The sequence below is a fragment of the Paenibacillus phyllosphaerae genome, assembly GCF_014192105.1.
Classification (GTDB): domain Bacteria; phylum Bacillota; class Bacilli; order Paenibacillales; family Paenibacillaceae; genus Paenibacillus_Z; species Paenibacillus_Z phyllosphaerae.
In genome coordinates, this window is record NZ_JACHXK010000006.1 from 279,403 (window position 1) to 300,989 (window position 21,587).

Sequence of the window (21,587 nt, forward strand, 5' to 3'; positions counted from 1 at the left end):
GCGTCGAGCTGTCGGGTGACAAGAACATATAACTTATATGCTTAAAAGTCGCATAGTTTGCGGCTTTTTTTTATTTTACGATATGTGTTCTCTGCGGCCGGCGCCGACGCAAGCTGCGGAATCCGTCTGCAGTGTGCAAGCTGTTATCTCCCGATATTCGTCATCCTCGCCGATGGATCCCTTTGGCTCAATGCTCGCGGAGTAAATTGGCCACAGCTATGTAAACCTTTACATTTGCTGCGGCGACTTGCTTATGCGAACAGCTTCGGATCCTGTCCGTACTTATTCGTATCGTCATCGCCTTCCATGATCGAGAATACGAAGAGAACAATGCCCCCGATGAGCGGAATCAGGCCGATCAGCAGCCACCAGCCGCTCTTGCCGATATCATGAAGACGCCTTGCGCCAAGCGCTAGACTCGGGAGCAAAATGAATAGCCCATATAGTCCGCTAAGCAGCGAAGATTCGATGCCTAGAATAGCTTCAGCCACGCCAATCAAGATCGAGATGATGATGTTAACGAGATAAAACATCCAGAATTCCTTGCGTCTTGCCCGGCCGGCGAAACCGGCATAATTGCGAATCACGTTGACATACCAACCCATTCTATATCCCCCTAAATGCTCTCGCAGCTGACTTGCGCAGCAACCCTCGCGTCCGCTTGTTTCGTTCAGCTCGTTACTACTTATATCGGCTGATCCTTCGCAGAAATGAACGCGTTTTCCGGATTATCGGCCAGTCTGGTCAACATGAAATGACTGGAAGCGGGGAAGCCTAAACGAGAGCCGCCCTGGTTCTGTCGGACTCTTGACTATGCGCAAGGAGGTGGTGCACGTGACGCGGACCGGTTCTTCCAGGCGAAGCATAAATTTGGCAGCACTTCTGACGGGACTGGTGGCAGTCTCCATTCTATGTACGGTTATCATTCAGCTCATTGCTTCCTACCAATCCGAGAAGCACGCCCTCATGACGACGACGCTTGCGCTCAACGCGTCCAACGCGGAGAAAGTGAACGGAACAATCGGATCGCAGTTCGTCGCGATGCGAGCGAGCCTGAAGACGACGGCTTATTTTGCAGCCCATAATCTAACTCTTCCCGATGACAAGCTGCAAGCCCAGTTGGAGCTCATCCGCAATACGAGCCGTTATTTCAACTCCCTCTCTTGGGTAGACGAGTCGGGGGTCGTCCGCAATATTGCTCCGATCAGCATTGGCATCAAAGGTAAAGTCATTACGGAAGGCCTGACCAAAATTGCCCTCGATTCGCGGGCTCCCTATCTGTCGGTTCCCTATATTGCGCCTAGCGGCAGGTTAACCGTGCTGTTCAGCGAGCCAGTGTATCTACCCGGGGGAATATATAGGGGGCTGATCGCCGGAACGATCTATATGCGGGAGAACAATATTCTGTACGAGATTCTGGGAGAGAACAAGGTCGATTCGACCGGTTCTTATTTTTTCGTCGTCGATCCGAACGGCAAGCTGATCTACCATCCGGACAAAAGCCGCATCGGCGAGGATGTATCGGCCAATCCGGTCGTAGCCAAGATTCGGAGCGGGATTATCAGCGGGCAGCAGATGGTGACGAATACGAAAGGCATCCGAATGCTGGCGGCTTACGTCAAAGTACCGGAAAGCGGATGGGGCGTCATTCAGCAAACGCCCGTAAGTGCGGTTTATGAACAGCTGTACCGTAACATTCGCCATCAACTCCTCAATATGCTCATTCCTTTCGCGGTGCTGCTGCTCTTGGTCATCGCTGTTGCCAGAAGGCTGGCCCGCCCATTCGTAGGACTGGCGGACCTGGTGAAGCAATTCTCGCAAGGCGAGCATGTGGCGCTTCCGAAGGCGCAGCCGCATTGGAACCGGGAGGCGGACTTACTGACGAAGACTGTGCTGTTCGCGCTAGAGACGTTAGAACGGAACAATTCCGAGCTTAAGCATGAGGCTTCGACGGATTCGCTTACAGGGTTATTGAACCGCAGGTCTCTGACGCGAATCTTGGAAGAATGGATGGGGGTAGAACGGTCTTTTGCCGTGCTGATCATGGATATCGATCATTTCAAATCGGTCAACGATACCTATGGCCATCCCGCAGGGGATGAGGTGCTGAAACATATAGCCCGGTTATTGCGAGGAACGGCGGACATGGATACGGTCTGCTGCCGCTACGGGGGCGAAGAATTCTTATTGTTGCTGCCCGCGGTTCAAATCAAGGAGGCGATCGTCTTCGCAGAACATCTGCGAAGGAAGATTGTCAAGTCCAAGACACCGATCGGCATACGCGTGACCGTCTCGATCGGCATTGCGGTTTTTCCGGAACATGCCGATACGGCAGAGCGCCTCATCGACATCGCCGACAAGGCGCTGTATCGAGCCAAGCAAGAAGGCCGCAACCGTTCGGCGGCAGGCAGTACAAGCCGCCTAGATACGCATGGTATCTAAGCGGCTGCCGATTCGGCTTATTCTTCCTCTTCCGGAATGACGCGTACGCGGCTTGTATTGGACTGCAACCCGGCGCGGAAGCAGGTGCCGCGGTAACGAAACTCGAAGAAGGCGGAAGCCCGATTGACGATGATATCGCCCCGCATATCCGATTTATTGCGATGACCCATTCGCTGCCGGTTACGAAGCCCATGAGGATCGAATGGCCATTCTCTGCCAGATTCTCTCCGCTGCCGAACAGTACTTTCGTCTATCCGACAGCAGCTGGCCTGCCGGCATTGGCCGCACAATACGGGGTTCCATTGTCGGACTGCCGCGTAATGTCCAATTCGCTTGATCCGCTTGCTGAAACTAGCGAAGAGGTGAAACGGCTAGCGAAGTACACGGATTTGCGGACGCCGGACATACTGATCGTCTATCCAGGGCGTCTGACGACCGGCAAACAGTTCGAGAAGGCTGCAGCCTTGGCCGGCGCGGTCGGTACCGCTTCAGGTCAAAGCGTTAAGATTATTTTTTGCGACTTCCCGTCGATGGATATTGCTCCTGCAACCTACAAAGCGCTGATACGCGATCAAGGGACTGCTTACGGCCTTGAGGAGGCGGATATCGTATTTACGTCTGATTATGATTGGCCGGACGGTTTCCCGCACCAAGGCGTTATGGATTTATTCAGGCTAAGCAATCTGTTCGTATGCACGTCGTTCTCGGAGTCGTTCGGGCTGATCGTGCTGGAGGCGGCTAGCAGAGGCAATATGCTCGTATTGAATGAAGCGGTCCCGGCTCTGCGAGAGCTCGGGACCCGGCTTAACGCGTATTTCATGCGGTGGAACGCGCGTAATCTTGGATACGACACGACGGAGCATTATCATCCGTCGGAACGCGCATATTTGATGGAGCATGGTGCGGCTATTGCGGAACGGCTGACTTCGAATCCCGTACTTCATGCCAAGACGCAGGTTAGGCAATCGTATCATCCCCGCTCGATCTGGGAACGCGAGCTGAAGCCGTTACTTGAGGGGATATAGACGTCAGCCTCTCGGATCAAGGCTTCAGCAGATTAACCAGACTAGCCGAGTAGTGGGCCTCCATAACGTTGTCGTAGCCGCGAATGCCGATCAGCACGAAACCGAGTATCAAGGAGAAATACAAGACAGCCAGATCCGCAGGGCTGCCGCTCCGGATAGAGCCCTCCGACTGGCCTCGACGCAAGATCTCGATGATCGGCTTCAAGTTATCGAGTCCGGTATGCGGGACATTGTCCATATGAACGCGCGGAACCGCATCGATCAGCTGGGCTTGGGAGATGATCAAGATGCTGTCAGCCATCATCGAATGGGACAGCGTCGCGTCCAAATGCCAAGTTAATTTGTCGATTGCCGTTCCCGGTTGTTGTACGGCTTGGTCTACGATATCGCCGTACATATTCATAGCCCAGTAGACGGCGTTAACGAACAGTTCTCGTTTGGACGCGTAATAGTTATAGATATGGCCTTGGCTGAGCCCCGCGGCTTCAGCGATATGGCTGATCTTCGTACCTTCGAAACCTTTGCGTGCGAACACGGGGATGCTTGCAGTTACGATTTGGTGCATGCGTTCTTCTCGGGCTTCGAGATCTTTGGTTGCGTTGCGCGGAGAGATAGGATCACCACTTTTATAAAGTCGAATATCGTCTATCGTTGCCGCAGAAGAGGGGTTTTATTCCTTTTCTCCGATGGATGCAGGGCCCGTTTTCTTTCGCAATCTTGCGCTTCTATTCCCTATCGCGTACAGATGCGCTCCTCAGCGGTTATACTGGTAGGAGAGGTGAGAGAATGGAACAACGCTACAACATGCAGCCGGAAGAGGCGTGGAAAGCGATCATCGGCAATGACGCTGCCTATAATTCCCGTTTTCTATATGCGGTCGTAACGACGGGGATTTTTTGCCGGCCATCCTGCAAGTCTAAGCCGCCCAAACGGGAAAATGTCCGGATCTTCCCTGATGCCAAGACAGCGCAGGCAGCCGGATACCGCCCGTGCAAACGGTGCAAGCCGACTGATCAGCGGCTGCCGGACGAGGAATGGCTGTTGCAGATTACCGCTGCGCTCGATGCGAATTACGACCAGCCGCTAACGCTTGCGGACTTGGCCGATATCTGCCATGGAAGTCCCTATCATCTGCAGCGTACGTTCAAACAGCGAACGGGAATCACGCCTGTCGCTTATCTGCAGAACAAACGTATCGAGGCCGCGTCGCGCGAACTGCTCCACACCGATCGGCCGGTGGCGGAGATCGCGGCTTCCGTAGGCCTGCCGAATACGGCTTATTTCATTACATTATTCAAGAAGCTGAGAGGATTCACGCCGCGAGAGTACCGGAATCAGTTCAGACAGGAAGAGGTGACGCCGAATGGGTCATGCTGATTCTTGCATCGTTCGATGGGCCTTGGCGGAATATGGCGATTGGAAGTTTCATCTGGCGGCGACGGATCAAGGCCTCTGTTACGTCGGTTCGCAAGGGCTGCCTAAGGAAGAGATGTTAAGTTGGATAAACAAGGCAATGCCTGGCTGTGCGCTTATTGAAGATACCGCGGCGCTAGAGCCTTATGTTGCTCAATTCCGAGCTTATTTGGAAGGCAGCGCACGGAACTTCTCCGTCCCATTGGATTCCCGGGGAACCGACTTTCAGAAGTCGGTATGGGATGCGCTTATGCAAATTCCTTACGGCCATACCGTGTCATACTCGGATATTGCGAGCAAGATCGGACGCCCCGCCGCAGTTCGCGCGGTGGGTACCGCCATCGGGGCCAATCCGATACTGATTACAATCCCTTGCCATCGCGTTGTCGGCAAGCGCGGGGCTTTGACCGGTTATCGCGGGGGGCTGGCGATGAAGACGGAGCTGCTGGCCCTTGAGCGAACGGCCGAGAACGCATGGAGGTGATCGGCGATGAAGGCGGAGCTTCTATATAAAACGCCAAAGTCCATGCTCAACAAAGGGAGCGGCTTCCTCGCCAACTATAGCCATTCATTGAATCCATACGCGGGTTGTTCCTTTGCTTGCTCGTATTGCTATGTCAGGCAAAGTCCGGTCAACTTGTTCCGCGATGCGGATTGGGGGACTTGGGTCGACGTGAAGACAGGCGCCGCACAGGTGCTTGCCAAGGAACTTCGGCTGGCGAAGTCCAAAGGGCCGGTGACGATCTTCATGTCGTCGAGCACCGACCCTTATCAACCGGTTGAGGCCAAGGAGAGGGTGACGCGCTCCTTACTCGAGGTAATGGTGGACAACCCGCCTGATTTTCTGTTCCTTCAGACAAGAAGTCCGCTAGTGTCACGAGATATTGATCTGCTGCTTCGCATGAAGGATCGCGTCCGCGTAAGTATGACCGTCGAGACGGATCTGGAGGAGATTCGGCGGCACTTCAGCCCGTTCGCGCCGCCGATCGGAGGCAGGCTGAAGGCGCTTGCGACGCTGGCCGAAGCCGGTGTGCCGACCCAAGCCGCAATCGCGCCGATTCTGCCGAGCAGCGCGCATTTTGCCCAGATGCTGCGAGGATTGGTTACCCGCGTCTGCATCGATGATTTCTATATGGGGGACGGCAGCGGCGGCAAGAGAACCAAACGGCTCAATCTGCTACCGCTTTACGAACAGCTCGGCTTGACCGAGTGGTACGGCTCCGATGCGTATAAGCTTGTCAGGGACAGGCTGCTTGACGTATTCAAGCCGGAGCAAGTGTTGGTCAGCCAAGAAGGGTTCGCGCCGTAGGCGAATAGAGTAGTAACGAAGGTGAGGAGACGTATGGGATTGAGATTCGAATACGGTCAGGAGGAGATCGAATATTTGTCTGCGGCCGATCCCGTTCTTGCCCGGGCGATCGTAAGGCTTGGACGGGTTGACCGGCCGATCCAGGACGATGTATTCAAAGCGCTCATCCATGCGGTGGTCGGGCAATTGATCTCGGCGAAGGCGGCAGACACGATATGGGGGAGAATGCAGACCGCATTCGGCGAATTGTCGGCTGCAACGCTGGCAGCGCAAGATGCCGAGAAGCTCCAACGTTGCGGCATGACGATGCGCAAGTCAAGTACGATACATCAGCTCGCACAGCTGGTGGCCAGCGGCGAAGTGAAGCTGGAAGGGCTGGCGCAATTATCGGATTCGGAGGTCATTCGCGAGCTTACCCTAATTAAGGGCATCGGTCCATGGACCGCCGAGATGGTATTGCTCCATGCGCTGCAACGGAAGGATATCGTCAGCTGGGGAGACATCGCGATCCGTCGCGGAATGATGAAATTGTACGGGCTGCAGACGTTGACGCAATCGGAGTTCACTATTTATCGGAGCAGGTACTCGCCGCATGGCTCGGTGGCTTCCATTTATTTGTGGGAGCTAGCAACTGTAGAAGAGGAACGTTGGAGGTAGATGGTGATTTCAAGCATGGGACTTACATACAAGCAGACGTTGATCGAGCTGGCAGAGGAGGAATATCGTCAGTTCTCGGCCGCCCTGATCCCGAATATATCGAATTTGCTCGGTGTCCGGCTGCCCGCGTTGAGACGGATCGCCAAACAGATCGCGCAAGGGGATTGGCGGACTTATCTGGCTGAGGCGGAGTCGGACTACTTCGAGGAAGTGATGCTGCAAGGGATGGTCATCGGCTGCGTGAAGACCGATGTGGACGAATGGCTCGGTCTGGTCGCAAGCTTCGTGCCGAAGATCGACAATTGGTCGGTATGCGACAGCTTCTGTATCGGACTGAAGCAGACGAAGGCGCACAAGGAGCAGGTCTGGGACTTTCTATTGCCGTATCTGCAGTCCGACAAGACGTATGAGATTCGGTTCGGCGTTGTGATGCTGCTCGATTATTATGTGGAAGACGACTATATTCTGCGCGTGTTGGAGCTGCTCGATCAGACCAAGCGCGACGATTATTACGTGCAGATGGCGGTCGCATGGGCATTATCGATCTGCTACATCCATTATCCGGAGCCGACGCTCCGATATATGGCCTCATGTTCGCTGGATCATTTTACGTATAATAAAGCGATTCAAAAAATGATCGAATCGCTGCGCGTCGACGCCGATACGAAGCAGATGCTGCGCGGCCTGAAGCGCAAATAAATGATAATAAACGTAATAACGATAAAAACGATAAAGACGCTGCCTTCTCCTCAAAGGAAAGGGCAGCGTCTTGGCGTGCATTAGAAATCAAAATTGTCCGGATCGGGACCGACGCGGCGATTCTCGTTCAAGCGGTCGATCGCCTCCATCTCTTGCGTACTCAGCTCGAAATCGAAAACCGACGCATTCTCGATGATGCGATGCGCCTTCGTCGATTTCGGAATCGTAATGACGCCGTGCTGCAGATCCCATCGCAGAATGACTTGCGCGACCGACTTCCCGTGCGTTGCGGCAATGTCACCCAGAATAGGATGGTCGAGGAGTCTGCCTTGCATGAGCGGGGACCATGCTTCGAGCTGTATGCCGCTCGCCTTCGTGAACGATAGCAGCTCCTTCTGCGTCAGCATCGGGTGGAACTCTACCTGATTGATCATCGGTTTAATTTCCGCTTCTTGCATCAAGTCCTCGAGATGATGGATTTGGAAGTTGCTCACGCCGATCGCTTTGACGCTACCTGCCTTGTATATCGTCTCGAGCGCACGCCACGTATCTTTGTATTTGCCGGCGACCGGCCAATGGATGAGATACAGATCCAGGTAGTCGAGCCCAAGCTTGGACAAGCTGGTCTCGTATGCGGCCAAGGTTGCTTCGTAGCCCATATCGGCCGTCCATACCTTGGATGTCACGAACAGATCTTCGCGAGTGAGGCCATTGTCGGCGATCGCTTCGCGAATGCCTTGGCCAACGCTTGCTTCATTGCCATAGATCGCGGCCGTATCGATGCTGCGGTAACCGTATTTAACGGCGGATTTGATGGCTTCGACCAGCTCTGCGCCTTCTTCAACCTTGAATACGCCTAGGCCGAGCCATGGCATCCGTACGCCGTTTGCTAATGGAGTCGTGCTGTGAAGTTGAAAGTTCATGGGGATAATTCCTCCTAATATAGTGTAATCGTATTTTCGTCATTAGTGAGTTGACGCCGTCTTGCTGGTCTTAAGAGCAGGCTCGGAGTCAGAACGCTTCTCGAGCAGTAGGCTCCAGCCTGTCAACAGCACGGCGCCGACGACCATGATGCCGCCAACCCATGCGGTATGAATCAGTCCGAGCGAGTCGGTTACGAGACCGCCCAAGTAAGCGCCAAGCGCGATGCCGGCGTTAAAGGCGGCGATATTGACTGCTGAAGCAACGTCGACGGCTTTGGGCGCATAGCGCTCCGCGAGCGACAGCACGTAGATTTGCAGCCCGGGTACATTCATGAACGCGAGCAAGCCCATGGCAAAAACGGTCATTAGACCGGCAATCTTGTACGGAGCCGTGAAGCTAAGAATAAACAATACGATCGCTTGCAGGGCGAACATGACGAGCAGGGCGGGGAGCGGTTTTTTGTTGGCCGCCTTGCCGCCTGCTACGTTCCCGATCGCGATGGCGATTCCGTACAGCAAGAGCAACAGCGCTACGGTAGACGCGCCGAATCCGGTTACGTCGTGCAAGAGCGGCGACAGATAAGTGAAGACGACGAACGTGCCGCCATAGCCAAGCGCCGTAATTAAGAAGGCGAGCACCAGTCGTCCGCTGGCAAACAGCTTCAGCTGATGACGCACGGGCGTCTTCGTTCCTTTGCGCAGCTGTGCCGGCACAAGAATGAGATTGGCGATCAAGGCGAGCACCCCGATTATGACGATGGAGACAAAAGCCGCGCGCCAGCCAAGCTGCTGCCCGATGAAAGTGCCCAGCGGAACGCCGGTCACCGTCGCGATCGTGAGCCCGGAGAACATGGTCGCAATCGCGCTTGCCCTGCGGTTCTCGGGTACAAGATCGGCGGCGATGGTCGAACCGATCGACATGAAGACGCCATGCGCCAAGGCCGAGATAACGCGCGCGGTCAGCAGCAATGAGACACCTTGGGATAGCGCAGCCAGCGTATTGCCGAATATAAACACGAGCATGATCCAGATGAGCAGCGTTTTGCGCGGCACGCCAGACGTCATGGAAGTCAACACGGGGGCGCCGAAGGTGACGCCAAGCGCGTACAACGTAACGGTTAATCCCGCTAAAGTAACTGATATATGCAGATCATCGGCAATCAGGGGAAGAAGCCCCACGCTGATGAATTCGGTTGTTCCGATCGCAAAGGCGCTGATGGCTAAGGCAAGCAGCGCTAAGGTACTGCGTTTGTGATCAAGCGACATGCGCTTCAACTCCTTTTCTAGTAAACCCGGCCGGTGAATGTTATTATGGAGCCATTAGACGAATAAGAACAGTACGTACTTTGAAGTGCTATAGGCACCAAAAAGTTCCCTAGGGCAAGCGGCAGTTGAATCGGAGGTATGCATAATGGAGAAGACTTTGGTGAAAAAGAAATATAATATATCGGTCGAAGCGACGCTTGAGGTCATCGGCGGGAAGTGGAAATGCGTGATCTTGTGCCATCTGACGCATGGCAAGAAGCGCACGAGCGATCTGCGGAGATTGATGCCGTCCATTACGCAGAAGATGCTGACCCAGCAGCTTCGGGAGCTTGAAGACGACGGCATCGTCAACCGGATCAGCTACAACGAAGTACCGCCGAGAGTGGAGTACGAGCTCAGCGAATACGGCTGGAGCTTGAAGACGATCCTGGATTCGCTCTGTTCGTGGGGCGAGAGACATATTGCCAAGGAATACGGCGACATCACGGAGATGCTGGAGAACAATATTCTGAACCGAGGCGTCTTCTCCGACCATGGCGACGAATAAGCGGCCAACAGGATAATCGCGGCATAATAAAAGAGCAAGATAACTTGGCGCGGCGCCAAGCTATCTTGCTTTTCTTTTGTCGGTCCAACGGAACCGGATCTCGTCCAGCTCGATGCCGCTTGCGCTATGGCGAAGATTGAGGAAGATGCTGGTAATCAATTTGGAGACGAGCAGGACGATGACTTGAATCATGAACAGAACGACGAAATTCGTATCGTTGAACATGACGAACAGATCGAATGCAACCATCGTCGGTCTAACGACGAAGGCGAATAACGCGCATACCGTAAGTGCATAAGCGTAGAAATTGCGATTCGAATTTAAGGTCCATTGATAGATAAACATATACGTGATGGGGACCAGTGCTGTGTCGAGCGGGACGCTCTCCGGGAAAAAGGGCATTAGTTTATACGGATAATTCCAATACCCGTGGGTAACGCCGAAATGGTCGCAATAACTCGCCCAAACGTGTATGTTGAGTCCGAAAAATCCAACTAATATTGCTTGCTTACGGTCGATGAACATGAATAGGACGAGCAGCGGCACGACGAGCAGACCGAGCAACAGCCAGAATTGCCAGGTGTCCGTGCCCGAGAAGGCATGCCAATATTGTTGCGTAAAGGCCGTGCCTTGTTGATGCGCGTCTTGAAGCATCTCGAGTTGCCGTGATTGTTCGATATCCAACGTATAGGACGCTCCTTTCGTGTGTTGCGTGTATCGGCGGCTTGCGTTTTATCAATTGATGTTCAGCGAACAGGAGTAGGTTATTGAAGTTCATGTTGAACCTTAGTATGGACCAAAATATTGGGCCGAGTAGTGCAAATAATGGTGGATGATTTCGAAACGGTCCGTCTGTCAAGGGGAGGAGGATGAGCTGAAACGGGAAGGAAAGGCAGTCCGCCTTGTCGAACAGAATGCTTACCAAGCGCTGCTTATTGCATATCGGCTATGTGATTCAGACAGGCGGCCGACGCTGGCGACGAGGCTTTGATTCTGCTTGGGAATACAGAGGTGAAAGAGGCTTACTTAGCATGAAGAATTACGTGCCGTTTTTGTACGGCATTTTGACATCCTTGTTTTTCTCTATGGCCTTCGTGATGAACCGCGCGATGGAGCTGGGTGGAGGCAGTTGGATGTGGAGCGCATCCTTGAGGTATCTGATCATGCTGCCATTATTGTGGGGAATCGTTCTATTACGCGGGGGAATACGGCGGCTGATGTCTATCAGCGGGTGCTCGGGATGACGACCGCGAGTCTTCCCGTCTGGATCGTGCTGGCGCTGTGCGGTTATGCAACGGCCGGGTTTCCCAGCACGGCGCAGATTGGGCAATCGGCGATCGTCGCTGTCAGTTCCGGCGTCATCGCCACCATTCTGTTCTTCACGGCGACGGAGCTCGTGAAGCAATCGCCGCAGCGGCTTGCCGCGGTAGAAGCGACGCAAGCCGGAGAAGTTGTGTTCACGGTAATCGGCGAACTTATCCTGCTTGCGAGCGTCTTCCCTTCGCCGCTTTCATGGGCGGGTATGGGCATCGTCGTCATCGGCATGATCGTTCACAGCCTGGTTGCAACAGGGAAGTGACATTCTAGTTCCCTCTCACCCAAGGCATACTGTTGAGGATTATTTGCTAGTCGGATCTATCATTGTCCAGTTCGCTCTTACACCGATGCACCGCGATTATCGCAAAGCGAGAAGAAGCCTGCTTCCTTCATTGAGGAATGCAGGCTTCTGATGTTTAGGCGGTCGGCGAGTTGCAGCCAGGCTGCAACTGTCTAGTTGAAGGAGCGAGATGACTGGCGTGTTCTTCCGAAACTATAACTGTCTGGCAATGGCTTGCTGATAGGCAGAGATCGGGCGGAGACCGACGAGTTTGTCCATCGGCTCGCCGTCCTTATATACCACGACCGTCGGCATGCCCATGACACCGGCCGCAGAAGCGGCATCGGGCAAGTTGTCGCAATTGACGCTAACGATACGGCTCTGTCCAGCTTGCGAGGCGCTTAACTCCTCCAATATCGGCAGCAGCACCCGGCAAGGCGGGCACCACGGCGCCCCATAATCCACCAATACGACGCCCTCGCGAATAAGGTCTTGCAGCTGCTCGAAACTTTTGGCTTCCTGGATACTTCGGTTACCCATCATTCATTCCTCCTATTCGTCAGGCTTCCCCGCCCGCTCGGCTTGAAAGGCCGCGATACGATCGAGCAGATTGCTCCTGATCTGGGTCAGCTGCTGGATTTGCGCTTCGATCTCGGCAAGCTTCTTCTCGTAGACCGGCATGATTTCGGCGCAGAATGCTTCTTTGTTGCGCAGCACGCAAGTGAGAAAACCGGCAATCTGCTCGGTCGACAATCCCAGATTCAAATAAAGCTTAATCGCTTCGACGGTATGGACGGTCAACGGCGAATAGTCCCTGTAACCGTTCTCCTGCCGGATGGGGGAGATTAACCCTTGCTGCTCGTAATAGCGAAGCGAACGGACGCTGACGCCGGTTTCCTGGGCCAGTTGGCCGATTCTCATCTTCAATCATCCTTTTCGTCGTCTGATTACGGCTTGCTTCCCCATTATAGACCTTGACATCAATGTCAGGGTCAAGGGGGAGAAGGGCGCGAAGGAGTAATGGTAAAGCTCGAAGTTGGATTCCGGGAGTCTACGATAGGAGCATATAGTACGCTTGCTCATATTTTTGCATCCGCTTCATATCCTTTTCAGTCGGCTCCTGAATGCGGGACCAGTCCATATTATCGCGCAGGTCGGCCAGTTTGACTTGGCGTCCGATCTCGTTGCCTTTGGCGCGGCGGACGAAGTCGAAGTAATCTTCTTGCTCTCCGCCGTTCGGCTCCCTGCGGGTGACGCTATCGACCGCATCCACGATATGCGGGGCGAATCCGGCATTGCGCAGATCACCAAGCGTCAGATCCGTATCTTCGATCACGTCATGAAGTACGCCGACGATACGCTCGTCCTCCGAATCAAGATCGAGCATGACTCGAATCGGATGGAGAATGTAAGGTTGTCCATTGCGGTCCATTGTTGCCCCGTGGGCTTGTGCTGCAATTTCGATTGCTTTTGCCAAAGTCGACATGGTATCAGCTCCTTAGAAGATATCTATATTCATAAGCTTATACGGATGAGATAGAAACGTACAGCGCAATGAATTATGCTTGAACCCAGTTGACAGCTCCCGAATATGGTAGCAATATAAAAAGTAAGTAATCACTCACAAAATTGAAACGGGAGGCCGTTCTATGGAGCGCTCGATCAGCGTGGATCAGGTAAGCAAAAGCTTCGGCAAGAAGAAGGTGCTCGAACGAATCGACCTGCAGGTGCAGCGTGGCGAAATTCACGGCTTGATCGGCCCGTCCGGCGCTGGTAAGACCACCTTGGTCAAGTTATTGGTCGGCATGGATATTGCCGACAAGGGGACGGTACACGTGCTCGGCAAGCGGATGCCGGACCTCGATCTGCTGCAATCCATCGGCTATATGGCGCAGGCGGACGCTCTATACGCGGAACTGACCGGCCTTGAGAATCTGCAGTTCTTCGCCTCGCTCTTCAAGCTTAGCAAGGCGCAGCAGAAGGAGCGGATCGCGTATACGGCCGATCTGGTGAAGCTTGCGAATGAGCTGGGCAAGAAAGTCGCGGCTTATTCCGGGGGCATGCGAAGAAGGCTGTCGCTTGCCATTGCGCTGATTCAAGATCCTCAGATCCTGATCCTCGATGAGCCGACGGTCGGCATCGATCCGGAACTGCGCCTGTCTATCTGGAACGAGCTGCTGCGCCTCAAGCGGGAAGCCGGCAAGACGATCCTTGTCACCACGCATGTCATGGACGAAGCGGAGCGTTGCGACAGGCTTGCGATGGTGCGCGATGGACGCATTCTGACATCGGGTTCGCCGCGGGAGCTTATGACAGATTATCAGGTGAGCGGCTTGGAAGAGGTATTCTTGAAGGTAGGTGGAGCGCGATGACGCGGACGTTGGCTTTAATCAGACGTATTCGGCAGCAAATGCTGCGCGACAGACGAACGCTTGCCTTACTATTCGTTGCGCCGCTGTTCGTGCTGACGCTCATGTATTATTTGTTCAACGGGAATGACGATCCATCCCGTCTCGGTGTCTCTCAAGTGCCGGCAACCGTCGTGCAAGCGCTGGAGGAAGCGGATCTAACCGTCATAGCTTACGACCATATCGATGAGGAGCTGCTGACCCGGGAGAAGCTGGACGGCGCGCTTCAGCTGACGGATGGACAATTGAGTTTGGCGCTGACGAACAACGACCCGACCAAGGCCAAGGCGCTGCAGATGAAAGTCGCTCAGACGCTTGCGGCGGCATCGCAGGGTGCGCAATCGGCTGAACAGCCAGGTGGACGGAATATGACCACAACCTATCTTTATGGCACGGCGGACACGAATTTCTTCGATGTGTTAAGTCCGATTCTGGTCGGTTTCTTCGTCTTCTTCTTCGTCTTCCTCATCTCAGGCATCGGTCTGTTGCGGGAACGAATGACAGGAACGTTGGAACGTCTGATGTCCACGCCGATCCGGCGCAGCGAAGTCATAACCGGCTATCTGGCAGGCTACGGCATATTCGCGGTCATACAGACGATCATAGTCGTGTTCTATGCGATTACGGTGCTGGACATTACGTTAGCCGGCTCGATCTGGAACGTGCTGCTCGTCAATCTGCTGCTCGCGCTGGTGGCGCTCTCGCTTGGCATCCTGCTATCTACCTTCGCATCGTCCGAATTCCAGATGGTGCAGTTCATCCCGATCGTCATTATTCCGCAAGTGTTCTTCGCAGGGATATTCCCGTTCGACGCGATGGCGGGTTGGATGCAGGTACTGGCCAGGATTATGCCGCTCTATTACGGGGCCGACGCGCTCAAGGGTGTCATGTATAAAGGCTGGGGGTTCGGCGATATCGCCGTGGATGTCCTCGTGTTGCTGCTATTCGCGGCGGTCTTCATCGCGCTCAACACATTTGCGCTGCGCAAATATCGTAAACTATAATGAAGGTTATCGTGAATTCCACCAAAGGATAGGTTCATCGCATGACTAATATTCTAGATACCATTATCGCCCAGGCCAAATTATCCAAGAAAGAGACGGTCAAGCAGCAGCGAATCGTCGAGTCCGCCATCGCCTTGTTCGCCGAGAAGGGCTATGCGAATACGTCGACTAGCGAGATTGCCCGGGCTTCAGGCGTGGCCGAAGCAACCATCTTCCGTCATTACGGCACGAAGGATAATTTGCTCCTGTCGGTCATCGTTCCGTTCCTGAAGGAATTTAACCCGTTGCTCATGCAAGACGTCATTCAGACTGTGAAGCCGGAAGACCATGAGACGTTCGAAGATTTCCTGACAGCGCTGCTGCGCAATCGGGCCGCTTTCCTGCAGGAGAACAAGGAGATCTTCCAGATCGTCGTCAAGGAGCTGCTCTACCGCGAGGAGCTGAGGAAGGATCTGCTTCCCCATATTCAGCTTGATCTGGTCCTCAAGCATATGTATAAAGCGCTCGACCGGTACAAGGCAAGCGGCGAATTGGCCGATCTGCCTAACGAGATGCTGATGCGGATGATCTTCACCTGCATAGGCGGTTACTTCGCCACCCGATTCATCCTGCTGCCGGAACGGTCCGAGGCGCAATACGAGCAGGAACTGAAGATGCTGCTTCGTTTCATCCTTGATGGCGTCCGAGGCAAAGGCTGAACCTGGCGAAACCGCAAACGAGCCTATTCTACTAGAGTCATAGCCCTATGTCGTTGATCGTGTTCGTGATGCTGGTGAATAAAGCGCTCGCGGAGATGAAGGCATCCGGACATCTGTAAAGAAGCTTAAGGCGGGGGAGGCCTCCTTGCCGACAACAAAGAGCCAGCCGGAATTATGTCCGGCTGGCCTTTTTGCGTGCCATTAACAGTTCATTTGGCGAAAACTATGAGATCAGCTTCCACACTTCGGCAACGCCTGGCGTCTCGCCTTGCGTCCACCATCTAGCTTCATAGTTCTTGCCGTTGTAGGTGACCTTGTTGCCCCCGACATAGACCGTTGATGAACTCCAGGCCGGGTAGGCGGTGGTCGTACCGCCGGTGGTCGTCACGGATAGGGCCGATGAGGCTGCTGATGATCCGGAACTATTCGTCGCGACTATCGTATAGGAGTAGGTCGACCCCGCGGTCAAGCCCGAATTCGTGAAGGAAGTGGTTGTTGCGGTGCCAACCAGCGATCCATTGCGGTAAACTTGATAGCCGGTAGCGCCGGACACCGCGTTCCAGGAGATCGTTGCGCTTGTGTTCGTAATGCCGGATGCGGCAAGGCCAGTCGGTGCGGACAGGGTAGGGTTCGTCGTGCCGCCGCCGAAGTTTACGTCGATGACGTTATAGAAGGCATTGGCCGTGTCGGCAACTTCCCAGACAGCCAGGATGACATGGTATCCCGTGCGGACAGGAACGTTACAGCTGCTGGCATAGTTGCTAGGCGGTTGCACGCCGCCGTAGTTAATGGAACAGAACGGCGTCAGATTGAAGGAGTCGCGGCTCAGCGGAGCGTTAGGGTTCCAGCCCTCTTTAGTGATATAATACTTCCAGCTTGCGGTGGCATGCATCGCCGACAGTTTCCATTGGAACGTGATCGGACCGGCGGAGATGTTCACTTTGCTCCAACGCGTCGCGGATTGCTCGTCAAGCTTAGGGAATGCGCCGGCGGCGCTTGCGATCTTGCCGTCGGCAGGACCAGCTGCCGGCCAGCCTTTAGGGGCTTCCAAGCTTTGCGGCTCATACACGATATTGCCGCAGTCGACGTTGGCGCCGCTCTTGCAGAGCGCCGCGCGGCTGCCAGGATTCTCGATGTAACCGTGAGCGGATGCCTTGCCAGCTGCGAACAACAACAGCGCCACCATCATCAGCGTCAGTATGCCGCCCGCAATCAGCAGCTTCCTGAGCATCGTCTGATCTGCCAAACGAAGTGTCATTAATGTTTTCCTCCCATAACTGATGAAATAAAAGCGCTTAAACTTTTGTCTGAACGAAGAAGTGTAGTTCCTCCTTTCATCTGTAATGAGCGGCCATGGCATCCAGGCGTGACGGGAGTATACCAGAGCCCATTTCGATACGCCAATATAAACGCCCGACTCGCTTATATGCATAATCATATCGAACTGTAATTTATCTCACAATATAGTCGGCGTTATACTAAATAACGATTTTTATCATTTATCAACGCTATGTCAGCTATTTCTTCAAAAAGTTAATCAAAGCTTTATGAAGGTAAAGCACAGCAGCTGTGAGGGGAGAAAGCAGAATCATGATTGTTTACTTCATTTTGTTTTTACTTTTGTACAATGCATTTACGTTTTATATCGGGTGGAGCGGATGGAAATGGCTGAATTCGATCCGCAAGCTGTCGAATAAGGTCAAGGTCGGTTATGCGTTCGCCATTGCGATTATAGCTTATGCCTATCCGCTCGGGAGATTCGGCGCCGCGCCGTTATTCATAGAGGTAATTGGGTACTATTGGCTCGTGCTCATGTTGTATGGCTTGATCCTTCTCCCGCTGGCCGGAGTAACGGTCGCACTCATGAAACGTTTTACGCGCATCGATTCGCGACGGCTAGTACGATGGACAGGCAGTATCGTCGCCGTCGCGATTGCCGTCATTTTCACGATCGGGACTTATATGGCCTATTCGCCCGTTGTTCGCAGTTATCCCATCACCATCGACAAGCCGGTTGCGATGGGCAGCTCGCTGCGGATTGTGATGGCGGCGGACATGCATTTCGGCGCGCTCTCGAACAAGAAGCACGCGCAAAGGTTGGTGGAGAAGATGAACGGTCTGCAGCCGGATCTGATCTTGCTGCCCGGGGACATCATCGATGACAGCCTGGACGAGTTCCTGAAGCAGGGGATCGGCGACGATCTGGCGAAGCTGGAAGCCAAATACGGTATTTACGCAAGTCTCGGCAATCACGATTATAGGGGAGGCGTGGAAGAACTGGGCGAGGCGCTTGCGGCGAGCGGCATCCAGCTGCTCGTCGACGAATGGGCTCCGATTGCGGATCAGCTCTATGTGATCGGCAGGGAGGATTACAGCATTGAAGATCGCGCCTCGCTTAGCGAGGTTATGGACGGGATCGATCTAGCCAAGCCGGTCTTATTGCTGGACCATCAACCGCGGGAACTCGATCAGATTGCGGCAAGCGGCGTCGATCTGGTCGTATCCGGTCACACCCATCGCGGACAGCTCGCACCCGGCAGTTCCATTACGAATCGCATCTATGAGAACGATTGGGGTTATCTGCGCAAAGAAGCGCTGCATTCGATCGTGACTTCGGGGTTCGGATTCTGGGGACCTCCGGTGCGGATCGGCAGCCGTTCGGAGATTGCCGTCATTGACGTGACGTTCAAGCCAACGGCAGCCGCATCTGCCAATTAGACTGGCAGCCGCAAGATGGTGCAACAAGTCCGGTACTCCTAACGTCCGAATCTTAACAAGCGTCATTGAGATGGAGGGATGTTATGAGGGCGATAGTCCGACCGGTCGCGATGTTCGCGCTTGGCTGCTTGCTGCTGCTCGGCGTATGGGATCTCGTAAGACCAAGTCCGGCATTTGCTTGTTCATGCGCAGAGCTGCCGAACGTGGAAGAGCAGCTAAAGTATAAGACGGCTATATTCACAGGTAAAGTGAAGTCGATTACACTGCCAACGGAAGGGCCGCTCTACTCGTCTGCTGATCCGGTTAAGGTCGTGTTCGACGTCGATACCGTATGGAAAGGCGATCTTGGCGAGGAAACGGTCGTATATACGGCGCAAAGTTCGGCAAGCTGCGGCTATGAAGGGTTTGTGGAGAATCAGAGCTATATTGTATTCGCCTACGATTCCGATTCGCAGCTGGAGACCGGCTTATGCGAAGGAACCGGACCAGTCTCGGCTGTCGGGGACCCTGATCTCGAGGCGCTCGGCAAAGGTTATCCGCCGAACCCGGATATTGCGCCAATCGAAAACACCGCGGAAACTCCGGAGCCGAGCACAGATATCAAGTCGGTCGAGGATACGAAGGAAAAGGCGAATACGTCTGCTGCTAACAACATGCCGTTAACGAGCATGCTGATCTGGCTCGGGGTGATTCTTGGCGTCACGCTGATTGTGATCGGAATCATCAAGATCGTTCGAGCAAGGCGAAGTTGAAATGGATAGGTCTCATGCCCCGTCAGGTAACTGCGGGGTATTTTTTATTGCCCGATCTGATCGCGGTAACGCTTCGGCGAATAGCCGGTCAGACGCTTGAACACGCGGGAGAAATAGAACGGGTCCTTGTAGTCCAGCCGTTCGCTGATTTCTTTCACGCTCCAGTCCGTATTCAGCAGCAGCCGTTTGGATTCCGATATCCGCAGCCGGTGCATGTATTCGCCGAGCGGATAACCCGTATACGATTCAACGATCCGCCTCAGCGTGGAGACGGAGATATGGTGTCGCTTAGCCAATTTGTCCGCGTCAAAAGCCTCATACAGCGTATCCGACAAATCATCGATAATCCGCGTCATGTATTGGCTGCGGCTGCCCGCGGTCGGCTGCGCCTGCTGAACCAGCCATTCGAACAGTACCGATTCGAGCAGCAGCGCAGCCTGGTCGAGCTGAACGGGTATGCCGCTTTCCACCAGCGTGAAGATTCGTTCCAGCTTGCTGAGCACCGCCTCATCTCTGCCGACCTGGCGGACGATAGCCGGATTATCCACCCAATTCGCCAGCCATTCCTCGATGCGGGCGCCTTCGACGTTAAAATAATATTCCTCCCAATCGCCTCCTTCGTCCGGTCCATACTGAAACACTTCGCCCGGATAGAAGCAGAACAGCGATCCGGCTTGGACGGGCTGCTTTTCGCCTTCGCCGACTTTGTAATAACCGGAACCGCCCGCGATGTAGACAAAAGCCCAATAAATGAATACGGCATTGTCCCGCTGCAGCGTCCGGCCCGGCAGATGACCTGCCGACACGAGGCGCAGCGACTTCACGCGCAGCTTGCTCTTATCGACCTTCGGATCGTACACCCGAATCGGAAGCGGACTGATCATATAATCCAGATATGTTGTCATCCTGTACATTCTCCCTCCATAAGTATGCATGATATAGTTGGATCTAAGAGCAACATCGCTCTATCAATTAATTTGATTATATGAGATAGGTACATAACAATCTAGCGGGAGATGGGAGCGGTCTTACGATGCAAACGGCGAACAGGAAATTTCGGATTGGCGTAATTGGCACGGGCTCGATTTCGTCCGTTCATCTGGATGCATATCAAGCGAACTCGGAGGCGGCGGAGCTGGTTGCGGTCTGTGATTTGAACGAGGAACGCGCTGCTGCGGCTGCTGCCAAGTATGGCGCCGCGCATGTCTATACCGATTACCGGGAATTACTGGCACGCGACGACATCGACGGCGTCAGTATCTGTACTTGGAACAATTCGCATGCGGAGATTAGCATCGCGGCATTGGAAGCGGGCAAGCATGTGCTGTGCGAGAAACCGCTGTGCATGACGGTGGAAGAGGCGCTTCGTGTGGAAGAAGCGGTGAAGCGCACGGGGAAGCTGCTGCAGGTCGGCGTCGTGCGCCGCTATGCGCAGAACACGGCCATTCTGAAGAACTTCGTGGATGCCGGCGATCTGGGCGAAATCTATTACGCCAAGGCGAACTGTATTCGCCGCCTCGGCAATCCGGGCGGATGGTTCTCGGACCGCGAGCGATCGGGAGGCGGCCCGCTGATCGATCTGGGGGTTCATATCATTGACGTATGCTGGTATCTTATGGGCAAACCGAAGGTCAAATCGGTTAGCGGCAACACCTACAACAAATTAGGCAACCGTTCCAATATTGCTAACTTGGGCTTTTATAAGGCAGCGGATTACGATCCAACGAAGAATGACGTGGAAGATATGGCCAATGCGCTCATCCGCTTCGAGAATGGTGCTTCGTTAATGGTAGAGGTCAGCTTCACGCTGCATGCGAAGAACGATGAGTTGTCCGTGAAGCTCTATGGCGACAAGGGCGGCGCCGAGCTTGAGCCGGCCCTGCAGATCGTAACCGAGAAGAACGACACGATCTTGAATGTGACGCCGCAGACCGATTTCTCCACCTTCGATTTCATGGATTCGTTCAGACGCGAGACCGCTCATTTTATCCGCAGCGCGCAAGGGGAATGCGAGACGTTAAGCCCGGTAGAGGATGGCGTGGAAATCATCAAGATTCTGACGGCCATCTATGAGTCGGCCGCGACCGGCCGCGAGATCGTATTCGACTAACATCATGCATTGGGGAGGG

General features: G+C 54.2%; 25 protein-coding genes and 1 pseudogene. 15 read left to right on the top strand and 11 right to left on the bottom strand.

Annotated features, from left to right (window positions below; genetic code table 11):
* Positions 1–251 precede the first annotated feature (251 nt).
* Positions 252–605 carry a DUF805 domain-containing protein gene (locus tag FHS18_RS15860; RefSeq protein ID WP_183601040.1) on the bottom strand — a complete coding sequence of 118 codons (354 nt, stop codon included), beginning with the start codon at positions 603–605 and terminating at the stop codon, positions 252–254.
* A gap of 229 nt (positions 606–834) precedes the next feature.
* Between FHS18_RS15860 and FHS18_RS15865 the strand changes: the two genes are divergently transcribed.
* Positions 835–2,442, top strand: a complete 1,608-nt coding sequence (locus tag FHS18_RS15865) for a diguanylate cyclase (protein WP_183601041.1) — start codon at positions 835–837, stop codon at positions 2,440–2,442.
* Positions 2,443–2,459: 17 nt separating this feature from the next.
* Here FHS18_RS15865 and FHS18_RS15870 read toward each other — a convergent pair whose 3' ends face one another.
* Positions 2,460–2,612, bottom strand: a complete 153-nt coding sequence (locus tag FHS18_RS15870; RefSeq protein WP_183601042.1) for a hypothetical protein — start codon at positions 2,610–2,612, stop codon at positions 2,460–2,462.
* A gap of 21 nt (positions 2,613–2,633) precedes the next feature.
* Here FHS18_RS15870 and FHS18_RS15875 point away from each other — a divergent pair, with 21 nt between their 5' ends.
* A complete protein-coding gene (locus FHS18_RS15875) occupies positions 2,634–3,467 on the top strand; it encodes a glycosyltransferase family protein (protein ID WP_183601043.1) in 834 nt (277 codons plus the stop codon).
* 16 nt (positions 3,468–3,483) lie between these two features.
* Here the strand turns inward: FHS18_RS15875 and FHS18_RS15880 are convergent, their stop codons facing one another.
* The gene (locus tag FHS18_RS15880; protein ID WP_183601044.1) at positions 3,484–4,032 is read right to left on the bottom strand and encodes a TetR/AcrR family transcriptional regulator; all 549 of its coding nucleotides are present in this window, start codon (positions 4,030–4,032) and stop codon (positions 3,484–3,486) included.
* Between the two features lie 221 nt (positions 4,033–4,253).
* Here FHS18_RS15880 and FHS18_RS15885 point away from each other — a divergent pair, with 221 nt between their 5' ends.
* From FHS18_RS15885 to FHS18_RS15905, 5 genes are read left to right on the top strand one after another with little or no spacing between them, the layout of a single operon-like run.
* The gene (locus FHS18_RS15885) at positions 4,254–4,844 is read left to right on the top strand and encodes a bifunctional transcriptional activator/DNA repair enzyme AdaA (RefSeq protein WP_246427679.1); all 591 of its coding nucleotides are present in this window, start codon (positions 4,254–4,256) and stop codon (positions 4,842–4,844) included.
* Positions 4,831–5,364, top strand: coding sequence for a methylated-DNA--[protein]-cysteine S-methyltransferase (locus tag FHS18_RS15890; protein WP_183601045.1), 534 nt, complete (start codon positions 4,831–4,833; stop codon positions 5,362–5,364). The genes FHS18_RS15885 and FHS18_RS15890 overlap by 14 nt, the downstream gene beginning before the upstream one ends.
* A 6-nt stretch (positions 5,365–5,370) precedes the next feature.
* Positions 5,371–6,189 carry an SPL family radical SAM protein gene (locus FHS18_RS15895; RefSeq protein WP_183601046.1) on the top strand — a complete coding sequence of 273 codons (819 nt, stop codon included), beginning with the start codon at positions 5,371–5,373 and terminating at the stop codon, positions 6,187–6,189.
* Between the two features lie 33 nt (positions 6,190–6,222).
* On the top strand, positions 6,223–6,846 hold the full coding sequence (locus FHS18_RS15900; RefSeq protein WP_183601047.1) for a DNA-3-methyladenine glycosylase family protein: 624 nt from the start codon (positions 6,223–6,225) through the stop codon (positions 6,844–6,846).
* 15 nt (positions 6,847–6,861) lie between these two features.
* Positions 6,862–7,545: a DNA alkylation repair protein gene (locus tag FHS18_RS15905; RefSeq protein WP_183601174.1), complete on the top strand. Its 684-nt coding sequence runs from the start codon at positions 6,862–6,864 to the stop codon at positions 7,543–7,545.
* A gap of 80 nt (positions 7,546–7,625) precedes the next feature.
* Here FHS18_RS15905 and FHS18_RS15910 read toward each other — a convergent pair whose 3' ends face one another.
* Positions 7,626–8,468 (bottom strand): aldo/keto reductase, encoded by an 843-nt coding sequence (locus FHS18_RS15910; RefSeq protein WP_183601048.1) that lies wholly within the window; start codon positions 8,466–8,468, stop codon positions 7,626–7,628.
* Positions 8,469–8,510: 42 nt separating this feature from the next.
* Positions 8,511–9,734 carry an MFS transporter gene (locus FHS18_RS15915; RefSeq protein ID WP_183601049.1) on the bottom strand — a complete coding sequence of 408 codons (1,224 nt, stop codon included), beginning with the start codon at positions 9,732–9,734 and terminating at the stop codon, positions 8,511–8,513.
* Positions 9,735–9,879: 145 nt separating this feature from the next.
* On the opposite strand from FHS18_RS15915, the gene FHS18_RS15920 reads away from it, so the two are divergent.
* Positions 9,880–10,281 carry a winged helix-turn-helix transcriptional regulator gene (locus FHS18_RS15920; RefSeq protein WP_246427680.1) on the top strand — a complete coding sequence of 134 codons (402 nt, stop codon included), beginning with the start codon at positions 9,880–9,882 and terminating at the stop codon, positions 10,279–10,281.
* Between the two features lie 60 nt (positions 10,282–10,341).
* Here FHS18_RS15920 and FHS18_RS15925 read toward each other — a convergent pair whose 3' ends face one another.
* Entirely contained in the window at positions 10,342–10,965 is a 624-nt protein-coding gene (locus FHS18_RS15925) for a CBO0543 family protein (RefSeq protein WP_183601050.1), read from the bottom strand.
* Between the two features lie 347 nt (positions 10,966–11,312).
* Between FHS18_RS15925 and FHS18_RS15930 the strand changes: the two are divergent.
* A pseudogene (locus FHS18_RS15930) lies at positions 11,313–11,860 on the top strand (multidrug resistance efflux transporter family protein).
* A gap of 231 nt (positions 11,861–12,091) precedes the next feature.
* On the opposite strand, the gene FHS18_RS15935 reads toward FHS18_RS15930, so the two are convergent.
* From FHS18_RS15935 to FHS18_RS15945, 3 genes are all read right to left on the bottom strand, one after another.
* Entirely contained in the window at positions 12,092–12,421 is a 330-nt protein-coding gene (locus tag FHS18_RS15935; RefSeq protein WP_246427681.1) for a thioredoxin family protein, read from the bottom strand.
* Positions 12,422–12,430: 9 nt separating this feature from the next.
* Entirely contained in the window at positions 12,431–12,799 is a 369-nt protein-coding gene (locus FHS18_RS15940; RefSeq protein WP_183601051.1) for a MerR family transcriptional regulator, read from the bottom strand.
* Positions 12,800–12,929: 130 nt separating this feature from the next.
* Entirely contained in the window at positions 12,930–13,364 is a 435-nt protein-coding gene (locus tag FHS18_RS15945; RefSeq protein WP_183601052.1) for a bifunctional (p)ppGpp synthetase/guanosine-3',5'-bis(diphosphate) 3'-pyrophosphohydrolase, read from the bottom strand.
* Positions 13,365–13,527: 163 nt separating this feature from the next.
* On the opposite strand from FHS18_RS15945, the gene FHS18_RS15950 reads away from it, so the two are divergent.
* The 3 genes from FHS18_RS15950 to FHS18_RS15960 are packed head-to-tail and all read left to right on the top strand — an operon-like array spanning position 13,528 to position 15,988.
* Positions 13,528–14,250, top strand: a complete 723-nt coding sequence (locus tag FHS18_RS15950; RefSeq protein WP_183601053.1) for an ABC transporter ATP-binding protein — start codon at positions 13,528–13,530, stop codon at positions 14,248–14,250.
* Positions 14,247–15,290, top strand: a complete 1,044-nt coding sequence (locus FHS18_RS15955; protein WP_183601054.1) for an ABC transporter permease — start codon at positions 14,247–14,249, stop codon at positions 15,288–15,290. Before FHS18_RS15950 ends, FHS18_RS15955 begins: the two co-directional genes overlap by 4 nt.
* Before the next feature lie 41 nt (positions 15,291–15,331).
* Entirely contained in the window at positions 15,332–15,988 is a 657-nt protein-coding gene (locus FHS18_RS15960; RefSeq protein WP_183601055.1) for a TetR/AcrR family transcriptional regulator, read from the top strand.
* Positions 15,989–16,211: 223 nt separating this feature from the next.
* Here the strand turns inward: FHS18_RS15960 and FHS18_RS15965 are convergent, their stop codons facing one another.
* Positions 16,212–17,246 carry a lytic polysaccharide monooxygenase gene (locus FHS18_RS15965; protein WP_183601056.1) on the bottom strand — a complete coding sequence of 345 codons (1,035 nt, stop codon included), beginning with the start codon at positions 17,244–17,246 and terminating at the stop codon, positions 16,212–16,214.
* A gap of 332 nt (positions 17,247–17,578) precedes the next feature.
* On the opposite strand from FHS18_RS15965, the gene FHS18_RS15970 reads away from it, so the two are divergent.
* Both FHS18_RS15970 and FHS18_RS15975 read left to right on the top strand, forming a co-directional pair.
* Entirely contained in the window at positions 17,579–18,706 is a 1,128-nt protein-coding gene (locus tag FHS18_RS15970; RefSeq protein WP_183601057.1) for a metallophosphoesterase, read from the top strand.
* Positions 18,707–18,789: 83 nt separating this feature from the next.
* Entirely contained in the window at positions 18,790–19,458 is a 669-nt protein-coding gene (locus tag FHS18_RS15975; RefSeq protein WP_183601058.1) for a hypothetical protein, read from the top strand.
* A gap of 44 nt (positions 19,459–19,502) precedes the next feature.
* Here FHS18_RS15975 and FHS18_RS15980 read toward each other — a convergent pair whose 3' ends face one another.
* Entirely contained in the window at positions 19,503–20,363 is an 861-nt protein-coding gene (locus FHS18_RS15980; RefSeq protein ID WP_183601059.1) for an AraC family transcriptional regulator, read from the bottom strand.
* 128 nt (positions 20,364–20,491) lie between these two features.
* Here FHS18_RS15980 and FHS18_RS15985 point away from each other — a divergent pair, with 128 nt between their 5' ends.
* A complete protein-coding gene (locus FHS18_RS15985) occupies positions 20,492–21,568 on the top strand; it encodes a Gfo/Idh/MocA family protein (protein ID WP_183601060.1) in 1,077 nt (358 codons plus the stop codon).
* The last annotated feature ends 19 nt before the right edge of the window (positions 21,569–21,587 follow it).